Annotated in this window: 25 protein-coding genes; 22 read left to right on the top strand and 3 right to left on the bottom strand. The window is 73.6% G+C overall.

The features are described 5' to 3' along the window. Positions 1 to 41 precede the first annotated feature (41 nt). From rimP to JQX11_RS05550, 17 genes are all read left to right on the top strand, one after another. Positions 42 to 707 carry a ribosome maturation factor RimP gene (gene rimP / locus JQX11_RS05470; protein ID WP_204923883.1) on the top strand — a complete coding sequence of 222 codons (666 nt, stop codon included), beginning with the start codon at positions 42 to 44 and terminating at the stop codon, positions 705 to 707. Then, entirely contained in the window at positions 704 to 1747 is a 1044-nt protein-coding gene (gene nusA / locus JQX11_RS05475) for a transcription termination factor NusA (protein WP_204923884.1), read from the top strand. Before rimP ends, nusA begins: the two co-directional genes overlap by 4 nt. 16 nt (positions 1748 to 1763) lie before the next feature. After that, positions 1764 to 2096: a YlxR family protein gene (locus JQX11_RS05480; RefSeq protein ID WP_204923885.1), complete on the top strand. Its 333-nt coding sequence runs from the start codon at positions 1764 to 1766 to the stop codon at positions 2094 to 2096. A gap of 93 nt (positions 2097 to 2189) precedes the next feature. Further along, positions 2190 to 5186 (top strand): translation initiation factor IF-2, encoded by a 2997-nt coding sequence (infB, locus tag JQX11_RS05485; protein ID WP_204923886.1) that lies wholly within the window; start codon positions 2190 to 2192, stop codon positions 5184 to 5186. Positions 5187 to 5276: 90 nt separating this feature from the next. Further along, positions 5277 to 5570, top strand: coding sequence for a DUF503 domain-containing protein (locus tag JQX11_RS05490; RefSeq protein ID WP_204923887.1), 294 nt, complete (start codon positions 5277 to 5279; stop codon positions 5568 to 5570). 348 nt (positions 5571 to 5918) lie between these two features. Further along, positions 5919 to 6395: a 30S ribosome-binding factor RbfA gene (gene rbfA, locus JQX11_RS05495; protein ID WP_204923888.1), complete on the top strand. Its 477-nt coding sequence runs from the start codon at positions 5919 to 5921 to the stop codon at positions 6393 to 6395. Continuing rightward, entirely contained in the window at positions 6392 to 7492 is a 1101-nt protein-coding gene (locus JQX11_RS05500) for a DHH family phosphoesterase (protein WP_204923889.1), read from the top strand. The genes rbfA and JQX11_RS05500 overlap by 4 nt, the downstream gene beginning before the upstream one ends. Before the next feature lie 19 nt (positions 7493 to 7511). Continuing rightward, positions 7512 to 7919 (top strand): hypothetical protein, encoded by a 408-nt coding sequence (locus JQX11_RS05505; RefSeq protein WP_145918420.1) that lies wholly within the window; start codon positions 7512 to 7514, stop codon positions 7917 to 7919. Further along, entirely contained in the window at positions 7919 to 8128 is a 210-nt protein-coding gene (locus JQX11_RS05510; protein WP_194822111.1) for a DUF6186 family protein, read from the top strand. Before JQX11_RS05505 ends, JQX11_RS05510 begins: the two co-directional genes overlap by 1 nt. Before the next feature lie 1709 nt (positions 8129 to 9837). Beyond that, complete coding sequence (locus JQX11_RS05515) at positions 9838 to 11163, top strand: MATE family efflux transporter (protein WP_204923890.1); 1326 nt, start codon at positions 9838 to 9840, stop codon at positions 11161 to 11163. Positions 11164 to 11298: 135 nt separating this feature from the next. Beyond that, the gene (gene truB, locus JQX11_RS05520; RefSeq protein ID WP_204923891.1) at positions 11299 to 12183 is read left to right on the top strand and encodes a tRNA pseudouridine(55) synthase TruB; all 885 of its coding nucleotides are present in this window, start codon (positions 11299 to 11301) and stop codon (positions 12181 to 12183) included. Positions 12184 to 12307: 124 nt separating this feature from the next. Then, positions 12308 to 13234 (top strand): bifunctional riboflavin kinase/FAD synthetase, encoded by a 927-nt coding sequence (locus JQX11_RS05525; RefSeq protein ID WP_204923892.1) that lies wholly within the window; start codon positions 12308 to 12310, stop codon positions 13232 to 13234. Positions 13235 to 13452: 218 nt separating this feature from the next. Next, positions 13453 to 13722: a 30S ribosomal protein S15 gene (gene rpsO, locus JQX11_RS05530; protein ID WP_109804764.1), complete on the top strand. Its 270-nt coding sequence runs from the start codon at positions 13453 to 13455 to the stop codon at positions 13720 to 13722. Between the two features lie 222 nt (positions 13723 to 13944). Further along, the gene (locus tag JQX11_RS05535) at positions 13945 to 16320 is read left to right on the top strand and encodes a polyribonucleotide nucleotidyltransferase (RefSeq protein ID WP_204923893.1); all 2376 of its coding nucleotides are present in this window, start codon (positions 13945 to 13947) and stop codon (positions 16318 to 16320) included. Between the two features lie 206 nt (positions 16321 to 16526). Further along, on the top strand, positions 16527 to 17813 hold the full coding sequence (locus JQX11_RS05540) for a M16 family metallopeptidase (RefSeq protein ID WP_204924151.1): 1287 nt from the start codon (positions 16527 to 16529) through the stop codon (positions 17811 to 17813). Positions 17814 to 17990: 177 nt separating this feature from the next. Beyond that, positions 17991 to 18758 (top strand): 4-hydroxy-tetrahydrodipicolinate reductase, encoded by a 768-nt coding sequence (gene dapB, locus JQX11_RS05545; protein WP_204923894.1) that lies wholly within the window; start codon positions 17991 to 17993, stop codon positions 18756 to 18758. Positions 18759 to 18866: 108 nt separating this feature from the next. Next, positions 18867 to 19337, top strand: a complete 471-nt coding sequence (locus JQX11_RS05550) for a GNAT family N-acetyltransferase (protein WP_204923895.1) — start codon at positions 18867 to 18869, stop codon at positions 19335 to 19337. Between the two features lie 12 nt (positions 19338 to 19349). On the opposite strand, the gene JQX11_RS05555 is transcribed toward JQX11_RS05550, so the two are convergent. Then, on the bottom strand, positions 19350 to 19730 hold the full coding sequence (locus JQX11_RS05555; protein WP_145918428.1) for a VOC family protein: 381 nt from the start codon (positions 19728 to 19730) through the stop codon (positions 19350 to 19352). 73 nt (positions 19731 to 19803) lie between these two features. Then, positions 19804 to 20385, bottom strand: coding sequence for a GNAT family N-acetyltransferase (locus JQX11_RS05560; RefSeq protein ID WP_204923896.1), 582 nt, complete (start codon positions 20383 to 20385; stop codon positions 19804 to 19806). A gap of 36 nt (positions 20386 to 20421) precedes the next feature. On the opposite strand from JQX11_RS05560, the gene JQX11_RS05565 reads away from it, so the two are divergent. Beyond that, complete coding sequence (locus JQX11_RS05565; RefSeq protein ID WP_204923897.1) at positions 20422 to 21759, top strand: glycosyltransferase 87 family protein; 1338 nt, start codon at positions 20422 to 20424, stop codon at positions 21757 to 21759. Here the strand turns inward: JQX11_RS05565 and JQX11_RS05570 are convergent. Then, positions 21658 to 22209, bottom strand: a complete 552-nt coding sequence (locus tag JQX11_RS05570; RefSeq protein WP_204923898.1) for a GNAT family N-acetyltransferase — start codon at positions 22207 to 22209, stop codon at positions 21658 to 21660. The genes JQX11_RS05565 and JQX11_RS05570 overlap by 102 nt on opposite strands. Positions 22210 to 22287: 78 nt before the next feature. Here JQX11_RS05570 and JQX11_RS05575 point away from each other — a divergent pair, with 78 nt between their 5' ends. The 4 genes from JQX11_RS05575 (at position 22288) to dapA (ending at position 26100) form a co-directional block, all read left to right on the top strand. Further along, positions 22288 to 23517, top strand: a complete 1230-nt coding sequence (locus JQX11_RS05575) for a winged helix-turn-helix domain-containing protein (RefSeq protein ID WP_204923899.1) — start codon at positions 22288 to 22290, stop codon at positions 23515 to 23517. Positions 23518 to 23521: 4 nt separating this feature from the next. Further along, the gene (locus JQX11_RS05580) at positions 23522 to 24235 is read left to right on the top strand and encodes a DUF2752 domain-containing protein (RefSeq protein ID WP_307826076.1); all 714 of its coding nucleotides are present in this window, start codon (positions 23522 to 23524) and stop codon (positions 24233 to 24235) included. 148 nt (positions 24236 to 24383) lie between these two features. After that, positions 24384 to 25127, top strand: a complete 744-nt coding sequence (gene thyX / locus JQX11_RS05585; protein WP_204924153.1) for an FAD-dependent thymidylate synthase — start codon at positions 24384 to 24386, stop codon at positions 25125 to 25127. A 46-nt stretch (positions 25128 to 25173) separates the two neighbouring features. Beyond that, a complete protein-coding gene (dapA, locus tag JQX11_RS05590) occupies positions 25174 to 26100 on the top strand; it encodes a 4-hydroxy-tetrahydrodipicolinate synthase (protein ID WP_204923900.1) in 927 nt (308 codons plus the stop codon). Positions 26101 to 26107 lie beyond the last annotated feature (7 nt).

Genomic DNA, 26107 nt, shown 5'->3' on the forward strand with positions numbered 1-26107 from the left:
CCGGTCCGACGACCGCCGCCGACCAGGAGAAGGGTGCCCAGATGACGCAGCGTGGCCGTGCCACCAGGCCGACGGCACCGGCGGGACGCTCCCGCCGCACCGACGGTCCCCGGGGCGGCGACCGTGCCGGCGCATCCCGGGGTGACCTGGCCGCCCGTCGTGACCGGCTGCGCGCGGTGATCGAGCCGGTGGTCGCCGGGGCGGGCTACGACCTGGAGGACGTCTCGGTCTCCCGGGCCGGCCGCCGGCACGTGGTCCGGGTGATCGTGGACGCCGACGGCGGGATCAACCTGGACGCGGTCGCGGTCGTCTCGCGGGCGGTCTCGGCGGCGCTGGACGCGGCCGAGGAGTCCGGCGGGGACATCGTGGCGGGGGAGTACCAGTTGGAGGTCAGCTCCCCGGGGGTGGACCGCCCGCTGACCCTGCCCCGGCACTGGCGGCGCAACGCCGGCCGGCTGGTGAAGGTGACCGTACGGGCCGGCGAGCCCGCCGTGGACCGGCAGGTCACCGGGCGGGTGACGGCGGCCGACGACGAGCGCGTGGTGCTGGAGACCGAGTCCGGTCCGGTGGAGCACCGCTACGCCGAGCTGGGCCCCGGCCGGGTCCAGGTCGAGTTCCACCGCCTCGACGAGGCGGACGAGATCGACGAGGTCGGCGACGACACCGACGAAGATGACGACGATGATGTGGAGGACGAGGAGAGGTGAACATCGACCTCGCGGCGCTGCGCGCACTGGAGCGCGAGCGGGAGATCCCGTTCGACACGATCCTCGCGGCGATCGAGACCGCGTTGCTGACCGCCTACCGGCACACCGACGGCGCCGAGTCGCACGCCCGGGTGGAGATCGACCGTAAGAACGGCGCCGCCCTGGTCTACGCCCAGGAGCTGGACGACGACGGCAGCGTGGTGCGGGAGTGGGACGACACCCCGCACGACTTCGGCCGGATCGCGGCGATGACCGCCAAGCAGGTGATCCTCCAGCGGCTGCGGGAGGCCACCGACGAGGTGCACTTCGGCGAGTACGTCGGCCGCGACGGTGACCTGGTCACCGGCGTGGTGCAGGCGCACGAGGCGCGCAGCGAGAAGGGCATCGTCAGCGTCGACCTGGGCAAGCTGGAGGGCGTGCTGCCGCAGTCCGAGCAGGTGCCCGGCGAGCGGTACACCCACGGCGAGCGGATCCGCTGCGTGGTGGTGCACGTGACCAAGGGGATGCGCGGGCCGCAGATCACCCTGTCCCGGTCGCACCCGGCGCTGGTGAAGAAGCTCTTCGCGCTGGAGGTGCCGGAGATCGCCGACGGCACCGTGGAGATCGGGGCGATCGCCCGTGAGGCAGGTCACCGCACCAAGATCGCCGTCCGGTCCACCGTGCAGGGTGTGAACGCCAAGGGCGCCTGCATCGGGCCGATGGGCCAGCGGGTCCGCGCGGTGATGAGTGAGCTGCACGGCGAGAAGATCGACATCATCGACTGGTCGGACGACCCGGCGACGTTCGTCGGTAACGCGCTCTCGCCGGCCAAGGCGCTGCGGGTCGAGGTGGTCGACCTGGCCACCCGTACGGCCCGGGTGACCGTCCCGGACTTCCAGCTCTCCCTGGCGATCGGCCGGGAGGGGCAGAATGCCCGGCTTGCCGCCCGGTTGACCGGTTGGCGGATCGACATCCGGTCCGACGCGGAGCAGCCGGGCGCCGGCGGTCGGGGTGGAGGCGAGCACGTCCCGGAGCCGGGCGGAGCGATCTCGGCCGGCTAGGGGTAGACTTCTTCCAGTGGTACGACGCGCGCATCCGGAGCGCACCTGTGTGGGTTGCCGGAAACGTGCGCCGGCCAGCGAACTGCTGCGGATCGTCGCGGTCGGTGACGAGGATGGTCACAGTCTCCGGCCTGATCCGAGCCGCAGTCTGCCGGGTCGGGGAGCGAACCTGCACCCGGATCCGGCCTGCTTCGCGCTGGCGGTGCGGCGTCGCGCCTTCGGGCGGGCGCTGCGACTCACCGGGGTCCCCGATCACGGTGCCGTCGCGGAGCACGTCGATGCGCCAACCACTACGTCCGGTCAACCCGATCGGGCGAGGGTCGCTAGCAAGGTAGGACGACCGACATGAGCACACGATGAAGTCCCTGAAATGACCAGGCTTCAAGTGCAGGAGTGAGGTCGCTGCGGGTGCTGCCCGCACGACCTCGGAGTGAGGAGTGCAGTGGCAGGTAAGGCCCGCGTACACGAGCTTGCTAAGGAGCTCGGGGTCGAAAGCAAGACAGTGCTCGCCAAGCTGAAGGAAATGGGCGAGTTCGTGAAGTCCGCGTCCAGCACCGTCGAGGCGCCCGTCGCCCGACGACTGCGTGGCGCATTCGTCGCGTCCGCCGGTGGTTCGTCGGCACCGTCCGCTCCGGCGGCGGCCCCGAGCCCGGCACCGACCCCGACGCCGACCCCGACCCCGGGTGCCCCCCGGGTCTCGGCCCGACCGATGCCGCCCCGGCGGCCGGCCGCGCCGACCCCTGGACCGAAGCCCAAGGGCCCGGTCCCCGGCCCGCCGCAGCCGGTGACCCCGGTCGCCAAGCCGGCGAGCGCACACGACATCGAGGTGGCTGCCGCCGAGGCGCGTGCCGCCGCGTTGAAGGCCGAGCAGGAGGCGGCGGTCAAGGCCGCTCAGGCCGCTCGGCAGCAGCAGCGGGACAACGTCCGGCGGGAGCCGCCCACCGAGGGTGGCCCGCGTCCGGGTCCGCGTCCCGGCCCGAACGCCGTACCGCCGCGTCCGGGTACCCCGGCCGCCGGCCGGCCCGGTGGTCCCCCGGCGGGCCCGGGTGCCCGGCCCGGTGGTCGTCCCCCGGCGCGCGGCGCCGGTAACAACCCGTTCGGCATCCAGGGTGGCCAGCAGCGGCCCCCGGCGGCCGGCGGCGGCGGTCCCCGGCCGAGCCCGGCCGGCATGCCCCCGCGGCCGAGCCCGGCGTCGATGCCGCCGCGGCCCAGCCCGGCCTCGATGCCGAGCCAGCGGCCCACCACCGGTCGCCCCGGCGGCCCCGGTGGCGGTCGTGGCGGCCCCGGCGGCGGTGCCGGTCGTCCCGGTGGCGGTGGCGGTGGCTTCCGTCCCGGTGGTGGCGGTGGCGGTGGCTTCCGTGGCGGTCCCGGTGGCGGCGGTGGCGCCGGCGGCGGTGGCTACCGTGGTGGCCCCGGTGGCGGCGGTGGCGCTCCCGGCGGTGGTTTCCGTCCGGGTGCCCCGGCCGGTGGCGGTGGTCGTCCCGGTGGTGGCGGTCGTGGCCGTGGCGGCGGCGCCGCGGGTGCCTTCGGGCGTCCGGGTGGCCGGCCGACCCGTGGTCGCAAGTCCAAGAAGCAGCGCAGACAGGAGTTCGACAACCTGTCGGCCCCGACCATGAGCTCGGGTGCCCCCCGGGGTCAGGGTCAGGTCGTCCGGCTCTCCCGTGGCGCCTCGCTGTCGGACTTCGCCGACAAGATCAACGCCAACCCGGGTTCGCTGGTCCAGGAGATGTTCAACCTGGGCGAGATGGTCACCGCGACCCAGTCCTGCTCCGACGAGACCCTGCTGCTGCTGGGTGAGCACCTCGGCTTCGACGTGCAGATCGTCAGCCCGGAGGACGAGGACCGCGAGCTGCTCGCGCAGTTCAACATCGACCTCGACGCCGAGGTCGCGGAGGACCGCCTGGTCAGCCGTGCGCCGGTGGTGACCGTCATGGGTCACGTCGACCACGGTAAGACCAAGCTGCTCGACGCGATCCGTAAGGCGAACGTGGTGGCCGGCGAGGCGGGTGGCATCACCCAGCACATCGGCGCGTACCAGGTCCACGTCCCGCACGAGGGCGAGGACCGCGCGGTGACCTTCATCGACACCCCGGGTCACGAGGCGTTCACCGCCATGCGTGCCCGTGGTGCGCAGGTCACCGACATCGTGGTGCTGGTGGTGGCGGCCGACGACGGCGTCATGCCGCAGACGATCGAGGCGCTCAACCACGCCAAGGCGGCCGACGTGCCGATCGTGGTCGCGGTCAACAAGGTCGACAAGCCGGAGGCGAACCCCGACAAGGTCCGCCAGCAGCTGACCGAGTACGGCCTGGTCGCCGAGGAGTACGGCGGCGACACCATGTTCGTCAACGTGGCGGCCAAGCCGGGCATCGGCATCGACGAGCTGCTGGAGGCGGTCCTGCTGACCGCCGACGCGTCGCTGGAGCTGACCGCTCCGATCGACGGGCCGGCGCAGGGTGTGGCCATCGAGGCGCACCTGGACAAGGGTCGCGGTGCGGTGGCGACGGTGCTGGTGCAGAAGGGCACCCTGCGGGCGGGCGACTCGATCGTCGCCGGTGGGGCCCACGGCCGGGTCCGCGCCATGCTCGACGAGAACGGCAACCAGGTCGCCGAGGCCGGTCCGGCCCGTCCGGTCCTGGTGCTCGGTCTGACCGCGGTGCCGGGTGCGGGTGACACCTTCCTGGCCGCCGAGGACGACCGCACGGTGCGGCAGATCGCCGAGCAGCGGCAGGCACGACGGCGGGCGGCGTCCTTCGCCAACTCCCGCGGTCGGGCCACTCTCGAAACGCTCATGGAGCAGCTCAAGGAGGGCGAGAAGACCTCGCTCAACCTGGTGCTCAAGGGCGACGTCTCCGGTTCCGTGGAGGCCCTCGAGGACGCGCTGTTCAACCTCGACATCCCCGAGGAGGTCCAGCTCAGGATCATCCACCGGGGCGTGGGTGCGATCACCGAGAGCGACGTCATGCTCGCGAGCGCCTCGTCCGAGGCGGTCACGATCATCGGCTTCAACGTGCGGGCCGCCAACAAGGTCCGCGAGATCGCCGACCGCGAGGGCGTGGAGATCCGGTACTACACCGTCATCTACCAGGCCATCGAGGAGATCGACGCCGCGCTCAAGGGGCTGCTCAAGCCGGAGTACGAGGAGGTCGAGCTGGGCACCGCGGAGATCCGCGACGTCTTCCGCTCGTCCAAGATCGGCAACATCTCCGGTTGCATCGTCCGGTCCGGCATCATCCGCCGCAACGCCAAGGCGCGGCTGCTGCGGGACGGGGCGGTCGTGGCGGACAACCTCACGATCAGCTCGCTCAAGCGGTTCAAGGACGACGCGACGGAGGTCCGCGAAGGCTTCGAGTGTGGTCTGACTCTGGGCGGTTTCAACAACGTCCAGGTCGGCGACACCATCGAGACCTTCGAGATGCGGGAGAAGCCGCGCGCCTGATCCGAGGCTGACAACAGTGCTCAAGGGGTTTACGCCACCCGGCGTAAACCCCTTGAGCATGTCCGGGCCGCTTCCGTAACGTCCGTGGCGATGTATACCGGAACCGCACTCTTCGACCTGCTCCTGCCGGGTGACTCCCGATCCCTCAAGGCGAAGCGCTCCTATGTCCGGCCCATCGTGGCGGCGCTGCGCCGCTTCGAGGTGTCGGCCGCCGAGGTGGGCGCGCTCGACCTGCACGGGCGGGCCGAGATCGGGGTGGCCGTGGTGGCCGCCGAGGCGACCCACGTCCGCGACGTGCTCGACTCCTGCGAACGCCTGGTCGCCGCCCGCCCCGAGATCGAGCTCCTCTCCGTTCGCCGCCACCTCCACACCCCCGAAGACTGACCCCCTCTCCCCACCCACCCACCAGCTCCCGCCCCCGCCCCACGCCCGCCCCCGCCCCGCCCCGCCTGTTCGCGTTGATCAAGAGGTTTGCGTCAGCTTCGATCTTCAGGTTGACGCGAACCTCTTGATCAATTGACGCAAACTTCTTGATCACCGGGGCGGGGCGGGGTGAGGCAGGGTCGGGCTGGGTGGGACGTGGGGGAGGCGGGAGTGCGGGGTGGTGGGGCGGGGTGGGGGCGGGCGGGTGGGGGTGGCGCGCGGGTAGTGTTCGAGGTGTTGGGTGGTTGGTCCCGGTGACGCCCGCGTCGCCGCTCCAGCCGCGGAAGGAACGCCCTGGAGGTGGGGGACATGACTGATCCGGCCAAGGTTCGCCGGCACGCCGAGCGGATTCGCGAACTGGTCGCCTCGGTGGTGCGGAGCCAGATCAAGGACCCCCGGCTCGGGATGATCACCATCACCGACGCCCGGATCACCGCCGACCTGCGCGACGCCACCGTCTTCTACACCGTCCTCGGTGACGCGACGGCACAGGCCAGCACCGCCGCCGCGCTGGAGAGCGCCAAGGGCATGCTGCGCAGCACCGTCGGCAAGGCCCTCGGGCTGCGCCACTCGCCCTCCCTGACCTTCGTCCTCGACGACGTGCAGGACCAGGTCAAGCAGATCGACGACCTGCTCGCCCAGGCCCGGCACGCCGACGCCGAGGTGCAGCGGCTGGCCGCCCAGGCCAAGTACGCGGGCGACGCCCAGCCGTACCGGGTCGACGACGAGGACGACGAGGCGGACGACGACGCCACCACCGACACGTCCGCCACGGACCGGCGGTGACGGCCGCCCCGGGCACGGCCGACCAGCTCCGTACCGGGTCGCCGTCCGCCGGCCCCGGCGAGGACGACTGGGCCGCCGCCGTCGCAGCGGTACGCGGTCTGCCGGCCGATGCCCGGGTGCTGCTGATCTGTCACGTCAACCCGGACGGCGACGCGCTGGGCAGCATGCTCGGCTTCGGGCTGGGGCTGCGCCGGCTCGGCGTACGCCGGTTGCAGGCCACCTTCCCGGGGCCGCCCGGGGTGCCGGAGCCGTTCCGCTGGCTGCCGGGGCTCGATCTGCTGGTGCCGGCGGCCGAGGCGTACCCGGATCCGGATCTGGTGGTCTGTTTCGACGCCGCGAGCGAGTCGCGGCTCGGTGACCTGGTCGACCGGCTCGACACCGCCGGCACCTCGATCGTTCTCGACCACCACGCCTCGAACACCGGCTTCGGCGCGGTACATCTGGTCGATCCGACAGCGGCGGCGACCTCGGTCGTCGCCGAGCAGTTGCTCTCCCGGCTCGACGTGCCGCTGGACGCCGAGATCGCGACGGGCCTCTACGTCGCGTTGACCACGGACACCGGCTCGTTCCGGTTCGCGGCCACCACCCCCGAGGTGCACCGGCTCGCCGCCCGGCTGCTCGCCACCGGCCTGCACCCCGGGGACATCTCCCGCCAGGTCTTCGACACCCGGCCGTTCGGCGCGGTCCGGCTCTTCGGCGAGGTGCTGGGTCGGGCCCGGCTCGAACCGGAGGCCGCCGCCGGCCACGGCCTGGTCTGGACCGACGCCACCCTCGACGACCTGGCCCGGCACGACCAGCAGCCGTACGTGCTGGAATCGCTTATCGACTCGGTCCGCTGCACCGCCGAGGCGGACGTCGCGTGCGTGCTCAAGCAGGTCGGGCCGGCCGAGTGGGCGGTGTCGATGCGCAGCAAGGGTGCCGTCGACGTCAGCGCGGTGGCGGTGGCGCTGGGTGGCGGAGGTCACCGCTTCGCCGCCGGTTTCACCGGATCGGGCGACGCCGAGCAGGTCATCGCCCTCATCAGGGCGGAGTTGGCCGGTGCGCTGACCGGTGACCCCGCCGACGCCGACGGGTGTCGGTCTTCCCGCACACGGTGACCCCGGGGAGAATCGGACGATGGAGCAGCCGCACGAGATCGCCGTGGACGTCTCCCGCGCCTGGGACAGGCCGGTGGTCACCGTGCCGGTGCTGGCCTGCCTCTCCCTGGTCGGTGGGCAGTTCCCGTCGTTCTCGGCACAGGCCAACATCTGGACGCTGGGCACCGGCGGTGCGCTGATCTGGCTCGGCCTCGGCAACCGGGTGCAACGTCGGCCGGCACCGCGCCGGCTGGGCCGGGGCACCGTCTGGTGGCTGCTCCCGGCCGCGCTGTTCGGGGTGCTCGAAGGGGCCACCTTCGTCATGGCGGTCGGCGACGAGTTCCCCACCTTCTCCCGCCTGGCCGATCCGCTGCTGGAGGACGAACTGGTCCGCTCGGCGGCCTGGTTCGCCTGGCTGGCCGCGTTCTGGGGGCTGGTACGGCGATGATGCGCACGCTCGCCATCAGCGGCTTCCTCGCCTCGCTGGTGCTCTTCGCGGCCGTGGAGTGGGCCGCCCGCCGGGAAGGTTCCCGGATTCCGTCACTGGGCGACGTCTGCGCCTACGTCATGCGGTACGAGGTCGGTCCGGTGCCGGTAGGCCGGATCGGCGTGTTCGGGTTCTGGTGGTGGCTCGGCTGGCACTTCCTGGCCCGCTGACCGCTTCCACCGTCGGGTGACGGCCGCTGCGGGCCCGGCAGGAGCGGCGACGCGGACCTGCCCAGCGATCCCGCTCCGGTAGGTCGCCCGGCCCGTTTCCGCCCTGCCCGCCCGACCTGGCCCGCGCCACCGGGTGGCACGGGCCCTGCCTTGCCTTGTCTGGCCCGCCCGGCTCCGCTCGCCCGGTTCCCGCGCCGGCTCGCCCGGGTTCTGCGCCGGCTCGCCCGGTTTCCGTGCCGGCCCGGCTGGGTTCCGCGCCCACAGCCTGCCTGGGTGTCCCGTGCCTGGGCCGGCCGGTTCAGCGGTGCCGTCTCGTGGCCGGTATGGGCCTGCTCGATCCCACGGGTCACGGGGAACCCCGACGGGGTCCGGGTGATGCGCGACCCGTGTCGATGCGTGCAGGTCGGTCTGGGCTGCTCTCGGGATGCTTGCCAGGCCCGTCCAGATGACGGGAAGAGTGGGCAGCATGTGGAAAGTAAACGTTAACTTGGGAGAGGCCGACGTCGCGCCGCGACGCAGGTCGCGGGCGGTGGTGCCACACCCGGTGCCGCCTCCCTCCAGGGTCTGACCGACCCGGGCTCACGCTGCCAGGCGAGCCGCTCCGGTGATCCCGGGCCGCCTTCCCGGCGCTCAGCAGGACCGCCCGTCCGGGCCACCTGTTCGGTGGTCCGCACCCTGGAAGGACACCGCCATGGCGACCAAGCCCAAGACCGAGACCACCGACGAGGCCCGCGAGCAGATGCGCCGCGCGTTGCAGACCTCGATGGACACCCGCCAGTGACCCTGCCGAACCGGCGATGACCCCGCTGCCCGGCTGAGTTCCGACTCAGCCTGGCTCCGGTGGTCGTGCGCGGTCCGGCCCCGCCCGGCTCGTTTTCACCCACCCCACCGGACTCGGCACCGAACCGTCGTCCCGCCGCTGGTCGGGCTCGCTACCCCCAGGCGCGGCCCGGCCGTAACGCATGCTCCGGGTCGTCCCGCCCTGGCGTCGGCCCGGTCCGGCACCGACTGCTTTTCAGCTTGACCCCGCCCGGCCGCGATCCCGCCCCCGGCCGCAGGCCGTGGCTGCCCGGTTTTGCGTGGCCGGGCCTGGCCTGCCGCCCGTCCGGACCGCCCCGGCACCCGGTTGCGCTCAGCCCTACCGTTCCCGGCTCCGGACGCGTTCGGCGCGGCCGAGCCGGGCCGTGTCCATCCGGTCCGGCGGTGTACGAGGGCGGCTCGCTCCGAGCCGGGTTCGACCGGCTCCGCCGAGCCGTGCCCGGAGGCCGCCCGGCCCGAGCCGTGTCCGACAGGCCGGGTGAGAGCCCCTCCAGAGGTCGTTCGGCCGGGTCGTGTTCGACCTGCGGTGGTCGTACCGATACCCGTCAGCCGGGCCCGCCCCGGCCCGATCGGCTCGGCCTTCCTCAGTCGGGTGCGCCCCAGCCTGCCCCGGCCCGGTCGGCTCGGCGCGGCGGCCGACCTCAGCCCGGTCGGCTCGGCCTGCCTCGGTGTGCCGGTGGGATCGGCCGTCCAGGCAGGGCCGGGCACACCCCACCCCCCCGCTGAGTCCGGCCGGCTCGGCCGCAGCACCCCACCTCACCACTCCGCCATCCGCGCTCATCTCGTCCCCCGCGATCGTGTCCCTCGCCGGGCGGCTTCCGCCGACCCTCGCTCGGTAAGCGATGCCAAGGCTTGCGTTCCTTACCGCAGGCGTGCCAGGATCGGCGGCGATGAGCCAGTCCACCGCCACCGCCACCGCGCTCGCCTCGCCGCGCCGGATCGCCGCACTCGCCCTGCCCGCCCTGGTGGTGCTGGCGGCCGAACCGCTCTACGTGCTGGTCGACACTGCCGTCGTGGGGCACCTGGGCCGGGTCCCGCTGGCCGCCCTCGCCGTCGGCGGCACGGTGCTGACGCTCACCGCCTGGCTCGGCACCGTGCTGGCGTACGGCATCACGGGGCGGGCGGCCCGCCGGTTCGGTGCCGGTGACCGGGCTGCGGCGCTGGCCGAGGGTGTCCAGGCGTCCTGGCTGGCGTTCGGGGTGGGCGTACTGGTGGCCGTCGGCATGCAGTTCGGCGGTGACGCGCTGGCGCGTACCCTCGCCGGTGGTGGTGGCGAGGTGGCCGACACCGCCGGGCAGTGGCTGCGGATCGCGGCCCTCGGCGCGCCCGGGCTGCTGCTGGCCGCCGCCGGCAACGGCTGGCTGCGCGGCATCCAGGACACCCGCCGCCCGCTGCTGTTCGTGCTCGGGCCGAACCTGCTCTCCGCGCTGCTCTGCCCCCTGCTGGTCTACCCCGCCGGACTCGGCGTGGCCGGTTCGGCGGTGGCCAACGCGATCGCCCAGACCGTCTCGGGTGCCCTGTTCGTGGGGGCGTTGCTGCGGGAGCGGGTGGGCGTGCGGCCCCGACCGGCGCTGATCCGCCAGCAGTTGGTGCTCAGCCGGGACCTGCTCATCCGGGGGCTCGCCTTCCAGGCCAGCTTCCTGTCCGCCACCGCCGTCGCCGCCCGGTTCGGTGCCGCCGCCGTGGGGGCCCACCAGATCGCGCTGCAACTGTGGTTCTTCACCGCGCTGCTGCTCGACGCGTTGGCGATCGCCGCGCAGGCGTTGATCGGGGCGACACTGGGCGCGGGCGACGCCGCCGGTGCACGCGCCCTGGCCCGCCGGTTCGCGCTGCTCGGCGGCGTGTGCGGAGTGGCCTTCGCGGTGCTGATCGCCGCCGGGTCCGGCGTCGTGCCGTCCCTGTTCAGCTCCGATCCCGAGGTACGCGGGCAGGCGATGGTGGCGTGGCCCTGGTTCGTGGCGATGCAGCCGTTCGCCGGGGTGGTGTTCGCCCTCGACGGTGTGCTCATCGGTGCCGGCGACATCCGCTACCTGCGCAACCTGACAGTGGTCGCGGCGGTCGGCGGCTTCCTGCCGGCGATCTGGCTCTCCTACGCGTTCGACCTCGGTCTGGGCGGTATCTGGGCCGGCCTCACCCTGCTCGTGGTGATCCGCCTCGTCGGCGTGCTGCTGCGGCTGCGGTCCGGCAGGTGGGCGGTGGTCGGCGCGGTGCGCTGAGCAGCCACCGGGGGCGACCCGTCCGGCCGTACGGTGGTCGGCGGGCCGGGACCCAGGTGGGGCGCCGGGTCCGACGGCGCGCGATGTGCCGTGCGGTGGCGGGCGGGGTGGACCCGTCTGGCAGGCTTGGCGGTCGTGAACGGTGACGGTCTGATCGTGGTCGACAAGCCCGGCGGCATGACGTCGCACGACGTGGTGGCGCGCATCCGCCGGTTGGCCCGCACCCGCCGGGTCGGGCACGGCGGCACCCTCGACCCGATGGCGACCGGGGTGCTGGTGATCGGGGTCGGCCGGGCCACCCGGTTGCTGACGTACGTGATCGGGGCGGGCAAGAGCTACACCGCGACGGTCCGGCTCGGCCAGTCCACGGTCACCGACGACGCCGAGGGCGACGTGATCGGGACCACGCCTGCCGGTGCGCTGACCGACGCCGCGATCCGGGCCGCGTTCGTGCCGTTGACCGGTGAGATCGACCAGGTGCCCAGCGCGGTGAGCGCCATCAAAATCAACGGGGAGCGGGCGTACAAGCGGGTCCGGGACGGCGAGCAGGTCGAGCTGCCCGCCCGCCGGGTCACCGTCTCCCGGCTCGACGTGTCGGCGATCCGCCGGGACACCCCGGACGTGGTCGACGTGGACATCGACGTCGACTGCTCCTCGGGGACGTACATCCGGGCGCTGGCCCGGGACGCGGGCCTGGCGCTCGGCGTCGGCGGACACCTCACCGCGCTGCGGCGTACCGCTGTGGGCAGTTTCACCCTGGCCGAGTCGGCGACCCTCGCGACGCTGGAGCAGCGCGCGCCCGAGGTGGTCACCCTGCCCCTCGACACCGCCGCCGACAGGTACTTCTCCCGTCGGCAGGCCAGCGCCGACGAGGCGAAGGTGCTCTCCCACGGCGGCCCGCTGGACCCGGTGGGCATCGCCGGACCGTACGCCGTCTTCGGACCGGACGGCGGCCTGATCGCTATCGTCAGCGAGCGGGACGGCCGGGCCCGCGCGGAGATCGTGCTCGCCCCGGCCTGACCGGGCCGTCGGCCGGCACGGCCGGACGGCACAGCGGGGACGGGTGCGGGGACGACGGCCGGCACGACCGGCGGCGGTGGGTACGGGTGTGAGCCGGTCAGCGGCGGAGCAGGGAAGGAGCGGCATGCAGCGGTGGCGGGGGTACGAGGCGGCACCCGGTGACTGGGGGCGGTCGGTCGTCACCATCGGCGTCTTCGACGGCGTGCACCGGGGGCACCAGGCGACCATCGGACACGCCGTGGCGCGGGCCCGTGAGCTGGGCGTACGGTCGGTGGTGGTGACCTTCGACCCGCACCCGGCCGAGGTGGTCCGCCCGGGCGCGCACCCGGCCGTGCTCACCGAGCCCATCCGCAAGGCGGAGCTGATCGAGGCGCTCGGGGTCGACGTGTTGTGCGTGGTGCCGTTCACCGCCGAGCTGTCCCGGCTGCCGGCCGAGGCGTTCGTGCACGACATCCTGGTCGAACACCTGCACGCGGCGCTGGTCGTGGTGGGGGACAACTTCCGGTTCGGGCACCGGGCCGCCGGGAACGTGGCGCTGCTCGAACAGCTCGGCCGCACCTACGGCTTCGCGGTGGAGAACGCCCCGCTGGTCGCCGCCGACGGCACGGTCTTCTCCTCGACGTACGTCCGGGCCCGGATCGAGGCCGGGGACGTGGCGGCGGCGACCGTCGTGCTCGGCCGGCCGCACCGCCTCGAGGGGGTGGTGGTGCTGGGCGACCAGCGCGGCCGGGAGCTGGGTTTCCCCACCGCCAACCTGCGCTGCCCGCCGCACGCGGCGGTGCCCGCCGACGGGGTGTACGCCGGCTGGCTGGTACGCGGGGGCATCGAGCGGCTGCCGGCGGCCATCTCGATCGGCACCAACCCGACGTTCGCCGGCCGGGAGCGCCGGGTCGAGGCGCACGTGCTGGACTTCGCCGGCGACCTGTACGGCGAGCAGGTCGCCCTCGACTTCGCCGCCCACCTGCGCGGCCAGATCCGGTACGACGCGATCGAGCCGCTGCTGGCGCAGATGGCCGAGGACGTCGCGCGGACCCGGCTGGCGGTCGCCTGACCGGCCCGGCGGGTGGGGTGTACGGGCCCCCGACGCCCGCCGCGTGGGGCTTGACCGGGCGGTTCCGCGACGGGCTGGTAGTGTGGCGGTGACGTCGGATGACCGACGCGGGGCCTCGCGTGCCTGCACGACGCCGCGGGTGCGAGGTTCGTCCGTCTCCGGTCCACGCGGACCCGAACGACGGACACCAGTTGTCAACCCACCGAAACAGGGAGAACATGGCGCTCGACCAGGAAGCCAAGGCCAAGATCCGCACGGAGTACGCGACCGCCGAGGGCGACACCGGTTCGCCGGAGGTCCAGGTCGCGGTCCTCACCAAGCGGATCGCGGAGCTGACCGAGCACCTGAAGGTGCACAAGCACGACCACCACAGCCGCCGTGGGCTGCTGCTGCTGGTCGGTCGGCGCCGTCGGCTGCTCAACTACGTCCAGAAGAAGGACATCAACCGCTACCGGTCGCTGATCGAGCGGCTCGGCCTGCGCCGATGACGTGACGGGGGAGCGGCCACCGGGTCGCTCCCCCGCTCGGCACCACCAGAAGAAGAGGGCCGCGCGACCACCCGAGAGGGAGCCGGTCAGCGTACCGGTCTCCGGTAGTGGCCCCCGGGCATCCCGGCATCATGCCGGCCACCCGGGCGCTTCGATCGAAGACCGGCCGTCTGAGCAGCTCCGGTGTCGTGGGGCCCACGACGCGAAGGAGTACCGCAGCACATGACCGAGACCAACCTCGGCACCGAATCCCGCACCGCCGTGATCGACAACGGGTCCTTCGGCACCCGTGAGATCACCTTCTCCACCGGCCGGCTGGCCCGCCAGGCCGCCGGCTCCGTCATCGCCCAGCTCGGCGAGACGGTCGTCCTCTCCGCCACCACCGCCGGTAAGCACCCGAAGGAGCAGTTCGACTTCTTCCCGCTGACCGTCGACGTCGAGGAGCGGATGTACGCCGCGGGCCGCATCCCCGGCTCGTTCTTCCGCCGTGAGGGCCGGCCCAGCGAGGACGCGATCCTCACCTGCCGGCTGATCGACCGGCCGCTGCGCCCGTCGTTCGTCAAGGGCCTGCGCAACGAGGTCCAGGTCGTCGAGACCGTCCTCGCGCTCGACCCGCAGCACCCGTACGACGTGGTCGCCATCAACGCGGCCTCGATGTCGACGAAGCTGTCCGGCCTGCCGTTCTCCGGCCCGATCGGGGCGACCCGGGTGGCCCACGTCGACGGCCAGTGGGTGGCGTTCCCGACCCTGGAGGAGCTGGCCCGCGCCACCTTCGACATGGTGGTGGCCGGCCGGGCGCTCGACGACGGCGACGTCGCGATCATGATGGTCGAGGCCGAGGCGACGCCGCACGCGGTGACCCTGATCGCGGCCGGCGCGACCGCCCCGACCGAGGAGATCGTCGCCAGCGGCCTGGAGGCCGCGAAGCCGGCGATCCGCGAGCTGTGCCGGGCGCAGAGCGAGCTGGCCGAGGTGGCCGCCAAGCCGGTCACCGAGTTCCCGGTCTTCCTCGACTATCAGGACGACGTCTACCAGGCGGTGGCCGAGCTGGTCCGCGCCGAGGTGGCCGAGGCGCTCCAGATCGCCGGCAAGGCCGACCGTGAGGAGGCCCTGGACCGGGTCAAGGCCAAGGTCGCCGAGGAGCTGACCGGTCGGTTCGAGGGCCGGGAGAAGGAACTCTCCGCCGCCTTCCGTTCGCTGACCAAGTCCGAGGTCCGCAACCGGGTGCTGCGCGAGCAGGTCCGCATCGACGGCCGGGGGCCGCGCGACATCCGGCCGCTCACCGCCGAGGTCGGCGTGCTGCCCCGGGTGCACGGTTCCGCGCTGTTCGAGCGGGGCGAGACCCAGATCCTCGGGGTCACCACGCTGAACATGCTGCGCATGGAGCAGATGGTGGACACCCTCTCCCCGGAGAACCGCAAGCGTTACATGCACAACTACAACTTCCCGCCGTACTCGACCGGGGAGACCGGCCGGGTCGGCTCGCCGAAGCGGCGGGAGATCGGCCACGGCGCGCTGGCCGAGCGGGCGTTGCTGCCGGTGCTGCCGTCGCGCGAGGAGTTCCCGTACGCCATCCGGCAGGTCTCCGAGGCGCTCGGCTCCAACGGCTCGACCTCGATGGGGTCGGTCTGCGCCTCGACGCTGGCGCTGCTGTCGGCCGGTGTGCCGCTCAAGGCGCCGGTGGCCGGCATCGCGATGGGCCTGATCTCCGACGAGGTCGACGGCAAGACCCAGTACGTGACGCTGACCGACATCCTCGGTGCCGAGGACGCGTTCGGTGACATGGACTTCAAGGTCGCCGGCACGCCGGAGTTCGTCACCGCGCTCCAGCTCGACACCAAGCTCAACGGCATCCCGTCGGATGTGCTCGCCGCCGCGCTCCAGCAGGCGAACGAGGCCCGGCAGACCATCCTCGGGGTGATGCAGGCGGCGATCGAGGCCCCGGCCGAGATGTCGGACTACGCGCCCCGGGTCACCACCGTCAAGATCCCGGTGGACAAGATCGGCATGGTGATCGGCCCGAAGGGGCAGACCATCAACGCCATCCAGGACGAGACTGGCGCCGAGATCTCCATCGAGGACGACGGCACGATCTACGTCGGCGCGACCAACGGCCCGTCGGCGCAGGCCGCCGTGGACCGGATCAACGGGATCGCCAACCCGACCCTGCCCAAGGCCGGCGAGCGGTTCCTCGGCACGGTGGTCAAGACCGCCGCGTTCGGCGCGTTCATCTCGCTGCTGCCCGGCCGCGACGGCCTGCTGCACATCTCCAAGGTGGGCGACGGCAAGCGGGTCGAGCGGGTCGAGGACTTCCTCAACGTTGGCGACAAGGTCGAGGTGGAGATCGCGGACATCGACGCCCGCGGCAAGATCTACCTGGACAAGGTCCGGCCGGAGGGCGCCGAGGCGCCGGCCGCCGGTGAGGCCGCCGGTGGCGACCGGCCGGCCGGCCGGGGCGGCGACCGGGGTCCGCGCGACCGCGGTGACCGGGGCGGCGACCGCGGTGGTCGCGCGCCGGAGCGCGGCGAGCGTGGCCCGGGTGGCGGCGAGGGTGGCGACGGCGGCGAGCGTCCGCGTCGGCGTACCCGGCACAGCTGAGCAGTGACCGGCCGGGTGACGACGACGTCGTCACCCGGCCGGTGTGTTCCCTCCACCCCTCGTCGCACGGGAAGCAGGTCTGCGTGAGCCGCGCCCAGCGTTCGTCGTTTCCCCCGGGCCGGCGGCCGGCGGCGTCGCCCGTCCGGCACGCCGTCGCCGGGCAGCCCGGCCGCGCCGGGGCCGCGTCCCGGGCGGTCACCCGCACGATCAGTGACGACCCGCTGGGCGGCACCGTGCGGCGGACCGTGCTGCCGAGCGGGCTGCGGGTGCTCACCGAGGCGATCCCGACGATGCGCAGCGTCTCGTTCGGCATCTGGGTCACGGTCGGCTCGCGGGACGAGACGGGCCCGCAGGCCGGTGCCGCGCACTTCCTGGAACACCTGCTGTTCAAGGGCACCCACAAGCGCACCGCGCTGGAGATCTCCGCCGAGATCGAGGCGGTGGGCGGCGAGACCAACGCCTTCACCACCAAGGAGTACACCTGCTACTACGCGCGGGTGCTCGACGAGGACCTGCCGCTGGCCATCGACGTGATGTGCGACGCGGTCGCCGACTCGCTGCTGGAACCGGCCGACGTGGAGACCGAACGCGGGGTCATCCTCGAAGAGATCGCCATGCACGACGACGAGCCCGGCGACGAGGTGCACGACCTGTTCGCCCGCGCCGTCTACGGCGACCACCCCCTCGGCCGGTTGATCTCCGGCACCGAGGAGACGGTCACCCCGATGACCCGCAGGCAGATCCAGAGCTTCTACCGCCGCCGCTACACCGCGCCGCAGATCGTGATCGCCGCCGCCGGCAACCTCGACCACGCCACCGTGGTCCGGCTGGTCCGCCAGGCGCTGCGCGGCACCCCGCTGGACACCGACCCGGCCGCGCCGGGCACGCCCCGGCGCAACACCCCGGCGGTACGCACGAAGCCGGCCGCCGTCCTGGTCGAGCCGAAGGAGACCGAGCAGGCGCACGTCATCCTCGGCTGCCCCGGCATCGACCGGGTCGACGAGCGGCGGTTCGCCCTCGGGGTGCTCAACAACGTCCTCGGCGGCGGCATGTCCAGCCGGCTGTTCCAGGAGATCCGCGAACGGCGTGGCCTGGCCTACTCGGTCTACTCCTACGCCAGCCAGTACGCCGACAGCGGCCTGTTCGCCGTCTACGCCGGCTGCGCGCCGGGCAAGGTCGACGAGGTGCTCCGGTTGACCCGCGCCGAACTGGCCCGGGTGGCCGCCGACGGGCTCACCGAGGCGGAGGTGGCCCGGGGCAAGGGGATGAGCAAGGGCTCGTTCGTGCTGGGCCTGGAGGACACCGGCTCCCGGATGAGCCGGCTGGCCAAGGGTGAGCTGCTCTACGGCGACCTGATGCCGGTGGACGAGCTGCTGGCCCGGGTCGACGCGGTGACCGTGGCCGACGTGAACACCCTCGCCGCCGAGCTGCTGGGCCGGCCGATGTCGCTGGCGGTGGTCGGCCCGTTCGGCGAGCACGACTTCGCCGGTTGAGCCCGCCGCCCGCCGACCCGTGCCCGGTGACGCGGGCCGTCCCGGCGGTGGTCCGACCGGCCGGCGTCCGGGTGGTCGGCGGTTCGCGGTCGGGTCCGGGGTCCGTACCGGGACCGGCCGGTGGGACGGTGGTGGTCCGGCGGTGGCCCGCGTCCCGATTGGGATAGGTTGTGCCGCGTGACTGACGAGCAGGAGAAGGTTCCGGGTGGGGCGGTCCGGGTCGGCGTGCTGGGTGCCCGGGGCCGGATGGGCGCCGAGGTGTGCCGGGCGGTCGACGGGGCCGACGACCTGGCGCTGGTGGCCGCCGTCGACCAGGGCGACGAGCTGTCCGCCGCCGCCTCCGCCGAGGTGGTCGTCGACTTCACCACCCCGGACGCGGTCATGGACAACCTGCGCTGGTGCATCGAGCGGGGCGTGCACGCGGTGGTCGGCACCACCGGCTTCACCGGGCAGCGGCTGGAGCAGGTGCGCGGCTGGCTGGCCGACCGGCCCGACGTCGGCGTGGTGATCGCCCCCAACTTCGGCATCGGCGCGGTGCTGATGATGCAGTTCGCCGCCCGCGCGGCCCGGCACTTCGAGTCCGTGGAGATCATCGAGCAGCACCATCCGCGCAAGCTCGACGCGCCGAGCGGCACCGCCACCCACACCGCCCGGCTGGTCGCGCAGGCCCGCGCCGAGGCCGGCCTCGGGCCCACCCCCGACGCGACCAGGGACGAGGTGCCCGGCGCGCGGGGCGCCGACATCGACGGGGTACGCGTGCACGCGGTCCGTGCCACCGGCCTGGTCGCCCACCAGGAGGTGCTGTTCGGCACCCTCGGCGAGACGCTGACCATCCGGCACGACTCGTACGACCGGGTGTCGTTCATGCCCGGGGTGCTGCTGGCGGTGCGGGCGGTCCGGCAGCGGCCGGGGCTGACCGTCGGCCTGGACGCCCTGCTCGACTAGACCTGCCGCGTCGCCCGCCCGCTGTGCCCGGGTGCCGGGTCGGGTGTGGCGTGCGCGTGGCGACGAATTCGTTGGCGGGGTGCCGCCGTGCGCCCCTAGGCTGCCCCGGTGCTGGATTCCGGACATACCGATCAGGCCGGGCGGCGGGTCACCCTGCGCCCGGTGGACGACGACAACTGGCGGGCGGTGGCCGACCTGGCCCCCCGCGACGACCAGCGGGGGTGGGTGCCGGCGCTGGCGGCCCGCTACCTGGTGCTGACCTCGCGTTCCGAGGTCTGGACGTCGCTGGCGGTCCACGCCGACGAGACCGTGGCCGGCCACGTCATGTGGGGCGTGGACGACGACGGGTCGCGGTGGATCGGCGGCATGCTGATCGACGCCGCCGAGCAGGGCCGGGGGGTGGGCCGGGCCGCCGTACGCACCCTCGCCGCCTGGCTGGCCGGGCCGGACGGCACGCACCCCGTCCGGTTGTCGTACCACCCGGACAACACGGCCGCCGCCCGGCTCTACACCTCGCTGGGCTTCACCCCGACGGGGGCGGTGGAGGACGACGAGCTGGTCGTCGAGCTGCGCCGTTGACCCGGTGCGGGGTCACTCCTGCTCGATGACGGACAGGATGTTGCCGGCCGGGTCGGTGAACCAGGCGATGGTCGGCCCGTTGTCGCGCATGATCCCCCGGTCGTCCTGCGGCAGCCCGGGGTAGCGCGCGAACCGCACCCCGCGTGCGGTCAGCTCGTCGACCGCCCGGTCGACGTCGGCCACCGGGAAGTTGAGCACCGTGAACGTCGCCGGCACGTGGTCGGCCTTGGGGTAGACCACCACGTCCCGGTCGCCGGCCAGGTGCAGCATCAGCAGCCCGCCGGGGCCGCCGAGCTGCGACACCCGCAGGTCGAGGGTGCCGGCGTAGAACTCCCGGGCCCGGTCGGTGTCGTCGGCCGAGAACCCGCTGAACGCCTTCGTCTCCCGGAACATGCCCGTCTCCCTCACCGTCGGTGGCGCACCGCCGCCTCCGGTCTACCAGGATGGGCCGACAGAACCGACCGGTTCAGGGCGTGTCGTCCGGTTCGGTGGGGACCGCGACGTGCAGCCGTACCTGGGGGACGAGCATGTCGTCGACGTCCAGCGCGCGGGCCGCGCCGTCCGGCTCCCAGCCGGTGCTGGTGAGGAACTTACGGGTCGCCTCGTCGCCGTCGAACGTCCAGGCGACCGCGTGGGTGAACCCGTCGCCGCGCCAGGCGTCGACGGCGGCGGCGAGCAGCCGGCTGCCGTGCCCGCGCCGACCCCAGCGCGGCTCGACCAGCAGGTCGGTCACCGCGACCACCCCGGCGCCCAGCGCCGTGGCCGGCTCGCCCGGGGCGAGCGCTTCGGCGTCCGCCGGCCCGGAAGCCGCGAAACCCACCAGATAGGATTGCTCGGCCTGTTCCACGGCGACGAGCACCCGGTGCGCAGCCGAGGGCGGCTCCTGCACCGCCGCGCTCCACCGCCGGGCGAGCCACGCCTCGTCCAGGTTGTCGAGCACGTGCCGGGGCAGCAGTCGACGGTACGCGACCCGCCAGGTCGCGAGCTGCACACGGGCGATCTCGGCGGCGTCCTCGGGACGCGCCGGGCGGACGTACCCCAGAGCCATGGCACGAAAGCCTAGGCCACAGCGAGGGAGACGACGGTGGCGCAGGGGGCCAGGCGGACGGCCGGGCAGGTCGTCACGGTGGTGGTGCTCGCCGTCGCGGTGGCCGCCTTCCTCTCCGTGGCGGCCGTCCGGCACGGCTTCTTCGACCTGAAGGTCTACTACGGCGCGCTGACCTTCTGGGTGCACGACCACGGCGAGATCTACGACTACCTCAAGCCCGGCACCCAGTACGGCTTCACCTACCCGCCGTTCGCCGCGCTGGTGATGCTGCCGATGGCGTACCTGCCGTGGCCGGTCGCGATCACCGTCAGCGTGGCCGCCACGGTGCTGGTCAGCGCGGTGCTGGTCTGGTGGCTGCTCGACCCGGTCGCCCGGCGGGCCGGCTGGACCCGGTGGTTCGTCCTGGCGGTGGCGCTCTGCCTGGCCGCCGCGTTCGAGCCGATGCGGGAGACGGTCAACTTCGGCCAGGTCAACATGCTGCTGCTGTTCCTGGTCGCGGTGGACCTGCTGCGGCTGCTGCCGGCCGGCAACCGGTGGGCCGGGGTCGGCATCGGGCTGGCCACCGCGATCAAGCTGACCCCGGGTGTCTTCATCGTCTACCTGCTGATCACCAGGCGGTTCCGGGCCGCCGGCACCGCCGTCGCCGCCGCGGCCGCGGCCACCCTGCTCGCCGCAGCCCTCTTCCCCGACGCCGCCCGCGAGTTCTGGACGTCGGCGCTGTGGAACACCGACCGGGTGGGCGAGTTGGCGTTCGTGTCCAACCAGTCGCTGCGCGGCGTGGTGGCCCGGCTCGACCCGGAACACCCGAGCACCCTGGCCTGGCTGGCGCTGGTGCTGGTCACCCTGGCCGTCTGGGCGTGGCGCTGCCGGGCCGCCGTGGCGGTCGGCGACGAGGCCACCGGGCTGGCCCTGACCGGCGCGCTGATGTGCCTGGTCAGCCCGGTCACCTGGGTGCACCACCTGGTCTGGTTGATCCCGGCGCTGATCCTGCTGGTCGACAACGTGGTCGCCGCGCCCGCCGGCAGCCTGCGGCGGCGCGCGTTGCTGGCCCTCGCGGTGATCTCCTACGTGCTGCTGTGCAGCCGGATCGTCTGGGCCTGGGAGAAGGACTTCACCGGGGCCGGCGGTTTCCTGGGCAGCAACACCTACGTCTGGATCAGCCTCGCGTTGCTGGGGCTGCTGCCGATCCGCACCTGGGCCGCCCCGGTCGGCGGCCGGCCGGGCGCCCCGGCCGGACCGGTCGACCCCGGGGCCGGTCGGCGGCCGGCGGGCTCAGCCGGGGAGCCGGCCGGTGTAGCGCAGTTCGTCGAGGTGGACCGGGGGACCGCCGCCGGCCAGCGGCACCCGGTACCGGGACCGCTCACCGTCGGCTGACAGGCCGGCCCGCTCGTAGAACCGGCGGGCGCGGAGGTTGTCGGCCAGCACCCACACCCGGTACTCCCGCCAGCTGTTCGCCGCCAGCCCGTCCCGGGCGGCGGCGAACAGGGCCTGCGCGGTGCCGTCACCCCAGCGCGCCGGCTCCACGTAGATCGCCAGCACCTCGCCGTACGCCGGGTCCAGGTCGTCCCGGTCCTGGTTGTTGCGGTACGGCCCGAAGGTGGTGAATCCGGCCGGCAGCCCGTCGACCTCGGCGAGCAGGGTGGTGAACGGGTGCTCCGGGTGGGCCGTGCCCACGTCCCGCCGGCGTTGCGCCCAGGCCACCGGGTTGAGCCGGGCCAGCACCTCGGCGGGCATGATGCCGGCGTACCCGGCCTGCCAGCCGTGGATGTGCACCCGGGCGATCGCTTCGGCGTCGTCGGGCTCCTCGCGGCGGATGGTGAGCATGCGTCCGTTCTATGCCCCGACGGGCGGTCGGTCCAGTGTCCGCTCCGGTGTCGTACCGCTGGTCTAGGGTCGTCGGCGATGGTCGCACCGGAATCGCTCTCGCTCGCCCAGGCCCGGCGGATGACGCTCGCCGCCCAGGGTTTCGCCGACCCCGCGCCCGCCGGGGTGCCCACCCGCCGGCACCTGCGCCGGGTGCTCGACCGGGTCGGGCTGATCCAGATGGATTCGGTCAACGTGCTGCAACGGGCGCACTACCTGCCGCTCTACAGCCGGCTCGGGCCCTACCCGACCAGCCTGCTCGACTCCGCGGCCTACCGCCGCCCCCGTGAGCTGTTCGAATACTGGGGGCACGAGGCGTCCCTGGTGCCGGTGGGGCTGCACGCCGCGCTGCGCTGGCGGATGGCCAAGGCCCGCGACGACGCCTGGGGCGGGATGCGCCGGATCGCCGCCGAGCAGCCCGAACTGGTCGCCTGGGTGCGCGACGAGGTGGCTGCCGCCGGGCCGCTGACCGCCGCCGAGATCGAGCACGACGCGCCCCGGGAGACGGGCAACTGGGGCTGGAACTGGTCGGCGGTGAAGCGGGCGCTGGAGTTCCTGTTCTGGGCCGGCGAGGTCACCGCCGCCGACCGGACGCCCTCCTTCGCCCGCCGCTACGACCTGCCCGAACGGGTGCTGCCGGCGGCCGCGCTCGACGCGCCCACGCCGACCGACGCCGACGCGTACCGCACCCTGGTCGCGGTGGCCGCCCGGTCGCTGGGGGTGGCCGCCGAGCCGGAGCTGCGGGACTACTTCCGGCTCCCGCTGGCCGGTGCCCGGCAGGCCGTCGCCGAGCTGGTCGAGGCCGGTGAGCTGGTGCCGGTGACGGTGCAGGGGTGGCGGCAGCCGGCCTGGCGGCACGTCGACGCCCGGCTGCCCCGGTGGGTGCGGGGCAACACCCTGGTCAGCCCGTTCGACCCGCTGGTCTGGGAGCGGGCCCGCACCGAGCGGCTGTTCGGCTTCGGCTACCGGATCGAGATCTACGTGCCGGCCGCGCAGCGGGTGCACGGCTACTACGTGCTGCCGTTCCTGCAGGGGGAGCGGTTCACCGCCCGGGTCGACCTCAAGGCCGACCGGAAGGCCGGGGTGCTGCTGGTGCCGGCGGCCTGGCAGGAACCCGGCGTCGACCCGGGGGAGACCGCCGTCGCGCTCGCCGCCGAGCTGCGTCGGCTCGCCGGTTGGCTCGGCCTGGACGCGGTCGCCCCACCTGCGGCCGGTGACCTGGCCGCCCCGCTGGCCGCCGCGTTGCGCAGCCTCACCGGTGTACCGTGAGGCCGTGACGAGCGTTGACGGGCCGACCGGGCCTTCCCGGTCGGGGCAGGGCACCGATCCGACGTCGACCGGTGCCGCACCGGCCGGCACCACCCACACGCTGAGCGACCCGTACCCCGTGGGCACGCCGACCGGCCCGTACGCCGTCGGCACGCCGACCGACCCGGCCGCCTCCCACGGGCACCCGCACCCGGGGGTGGGCGCAAACGCCGAGGGGCTGCCCCCCGGCTCCTGGTCGGCGGGGCCGCCGGTGGTGTGGCAGCCGGCCGAGCCGGACCGGCTCACCCGGTTCGTGCTCCGCCTGCACGCCCGGTCGCCGCGCTGGGCCGCCCCGCTGGCCGCGCTCGGCTGCGTCGCCGCCGGCATGGCGTACGCGCTGGTCAGCGACCCGACCACCAGCGACCCGGACGCCGCGCCGAGCTGCCTGCTCAAGCTGACCACCGGGCTGGACTGTCCGGGTTGCGGGGGCACCCGCGCGCTGTGGTACCTCCTGCACGCCGACCTGCCGGCAGCCGCCCGCCACCACGCCGTGTTCGTCTTCGCGGTGCCCTTCCTGGCATACCTCTTCGTCGCCTGGGCGGGCCGGCAGGCGTTCGGGTGGCGGCTGCCCGAGCTGCGGCTCAGCTCCCCGGTGATCGGCGGGTTCCTCGCCGTCTGGATGGCCTTCTCGGTGCTGCGCAACCTGCCCTGGGCACCGTTCACCGCGCTCTACGTCTGACCGGCCGGGGCGCCCGGCGGGCCGGGTGGGAGACGTTGGCCACCCGCCGCCGCCCCCGGCCGGAACTGTCCATGATCTCGCTGGTCAGCGCGGTGGCCCGAGTTTCCCCGCAGCCCACCGGGCCACTACAGTCGCAGGAATGCCGGAGATGGTGCAGCCCCAGGTGCAGTTGATCGCGTGGACCCAGTTCCAGGCCCCCGACGACGTGCCGTGGTCGACCGACGCCGAGGGCGGCCAGGCGCTCGCGGAGTTCGCCGGCCGGGCCTGCTACCAGAGCTGGAAGAAGCCGAACCCGGCGACCGCCACCAACGCCGGCTACCTGGCGCACATCCTGGAGGTCGGGCACCTGTCGGTGCTGGAGCACGGCAGCGTGACGTTCTACTTCACCGGGGTGTCCCGCTCGTTCACCCACGAGCTGATCCGGCACCGGCACTTCTCCTACTCCCAGCTCTCCCAGCGCTACGTGCCGGAGCGGGACGCGGCGATGGTCGAGCCGGCGGTGATCGCCGACGACCCGGAGCTGCACAAGCGGTTCGTCGAGGCCGCCGAGGCGAGCGTGCGGGCGTACACCGAGCTGCTGGAGGGGTTGGAGCAGCGGTTCGCCGACGAGCCCAACCCGACGCTGCGCCGCAAGCAGGCCCGGCAGGCGGCGCGGGCGGTGCTGCCCAACGCCACCGAGACCCGGATCGTGGTCACCGGCAACTACCGCGCCTGGCGGCACTTCATCGGGATGCGGGCCACCGAGCACGCCGACGTGGAGATCCGTGAGCTGGCCGTGGAGTGCCTGCGGCAGCTCCAGCAGGTCGCCCCGAACGTCTTCGCCGACTTCGTCGTCTCGACGCTGCCCGATGGCACCGAGGTGGCGACCAGTCCGCACGCACAGCTGTCCTGAGCCCTTCCCCACCGGCTGTCCGGTGCTCGTCCGCTAGGTTGTGAGCATGACGCACGACCACCCTGCCGCCCCCGACCGGGGCGTGTCGCGCCCGTTCGGGCGGCTTCTCACCGCGATGGCGACCCCGTTCACCGCCGACGGCTCCCTCGATCTGGACGGGGCGGTCCGGCTGGCGACCTACCTCGTCGACGAGCAGGGCAACGACGCGCTGGTGCTCAACGGCACCACCGGCGAGTCGCCGACCACCTCGGACGCGGAGAAGGAGACCCTGATCCGCGCGGTGGTCGAGGCGATAGGTGACCGGGCGCGGATCGTGGCCGGCGTCGGCACCAACGACACCCGGCACACCATCGAGCTGGCCGCCACGGCCGAGAAGGCCGGCGCGCACGGCCTGCTGGTGGTGACCCCTTACTACAGCAAGCCGCCGCAGCGGGGGCTGGTGGCGCACTTCACCGCCGTCGCCGACGGCACCGGCCTGCCGATCATGATGTACGACATCCCGCACCGCGCCGGGGTGCCGATCGAGACCGAGACGCTGGTGCGGCTCGCCGCGCACGAGCGGATCGTCGCGGTCAAGGACGCCAAGGGTGACCTGACCGCCACCAGCTGGGTGACCAGCCGCACCGACCTCGCCTTCTACAGCGGCGAGGACTCGCTCACCCTGCCCACCCTGGCGGTCGGCGGGGTCGGGCTGGTCGGCACGTCGACCCACTTCACCGGCGCGCTCGCCAAGCAGATGATCGAGGCGTACGACGCGGGTGACACCGGCACGGCGCTGGCCCTGCACCGGCGGCTGCTGCCGCTGTTCACCGGGATCTTCCGTAGCCCGGGCACCATCCTGGTGAAGGCGGGCCTGAACGTGCTGGGCCTGCCCGCCGGCCCGGTGCGTCCGCCGCTGGCGGACGCCACCGACGACGAACTGGCCCTGCTGCGCGCGGACTGCGCGGCGGCGGGCCTGGACCTGCCCGAATGATCGAACG

The organism is Micromonospora humida, from assembly GCF_016901255.1.
GTDB lineage: Bacteria > Actinomycetota > Actinomycetes > Mycobacteriales > Micromonosporaceae > Micromonospora > Micromonospora wenchangensis.

What these genes read in the sequence shown, in the direction of transcription:
- JQX11_RS05505 (WP_145918420.1), top strand. Translation starts at nt 7,512, where the DNA reads ATGGAGCAGCCGCACGAGATCGCCGTGGACGTCTCCCGCGCCTGGGAC.
- JQX11_RS05575 (WP_204923899.1), top strand. Translation starts at nt 22,288, where the DNA reads ATGGTCGCACCGGAATCGCTCTCGCTCGCCCAGGCCCGGCGGATGACG.
- dapA (WP_204923900.1), top strand. Translation starts at nt 25,174, where the DNA reads ATGACGCACGACCACCCTGCCGCCCCCGACCGGGGCGTGTCGCGCCCG.
- JQX11_RS05560 (WP_204923896.1), bottom strand. Translation starts at nt 20,385, where the DNA reads ATGGCTCTGGGGTACGTCCGCCCGGCGCGTCCCGAGGACGCCGCCGAG.
- rimP (WP_204923883.1), top strand. Translation starts at nt 42, where the DNA reads ATGACGCAGCGTGGCCGTGCCACCAGGCCGACGGCACCGGCGGGACGC.
- JQX11_RS05510 (WP_194822111.1), top strand. Translation starts at nt 7,919, where the DNA reads ATGCGCACGCTCGCCATCAGCGGCTTCCTCGCCTCGCTGGTGCTCTTC.
- JQX11_RS05535 (WP_204923893.1), top strand. Translation starts at nt 13,945, where the DNA reads ATGACCGAGACCAACCTCGGCACCGAATCCCGCACCGCCGTGATCGAC.
- JQX11_RS05555 (WP_145918428.1), bottom strand. Translation starts at nt 19,730, where the DNA reads ATGTTCCGGGAGACGAAGGCGTTCAGCGGGTTCTCGGCCGACGACACC.
- JQX11_RS05570 (WP_204923898.1), bottom strand. Translation starts at nt 22,209, where the DNA reads ATGCTCACCATCCGCCGCGAGGAGCCCGACGACGCCGAAGCGATCGCC.
- rbfA (WP_204923888.1), top strand. Translation starts at nt 5,919, where the DNA reads ATGACTGATCCGGCCAAGGTTCGCCGGCACGCCGAGCGGATTCGCGAA.
- JQX11_RS05525 (WP_204923892.1), top strand. Translation starts at nt 12,308, where the DNA reads ATGCAGCGGTGGCGGGGGTACGAGGCGGCACCCGGTGACTGGGGGCGG.
- JQX11_RS05490 (WP_204923887.1), top strand. Translation starts at nt 5,277, where the DNA reads ATGTATACCGGAACCGCACTCTTCGACCTGCTCCTGCCGGGTGACTCC.
- JQX11_RS05515 (WP_204923890.1), top strand. Translation starts at nt 9,838, where the DNA reads ATGAGCCAGTCCACCGCCACCGCCACCGCGCTCGCCTCGCCGCGCCGG.
- thyX (WP_204924153.1), top strand. Translation starts at nt 24,384, where the DNA reads ATGGTGCAGCCCCAGGTGCAGTTGATCGCGTGGACCCAGTTCCAGGCC.
- rpsO (WP_109804764.1), top strand. Translation starts at nt 13,453, where the DNA reads ATGGCGCTCGACCAGGAAGCCAAGGCCAAGATCCGCACGGAGTACGCG.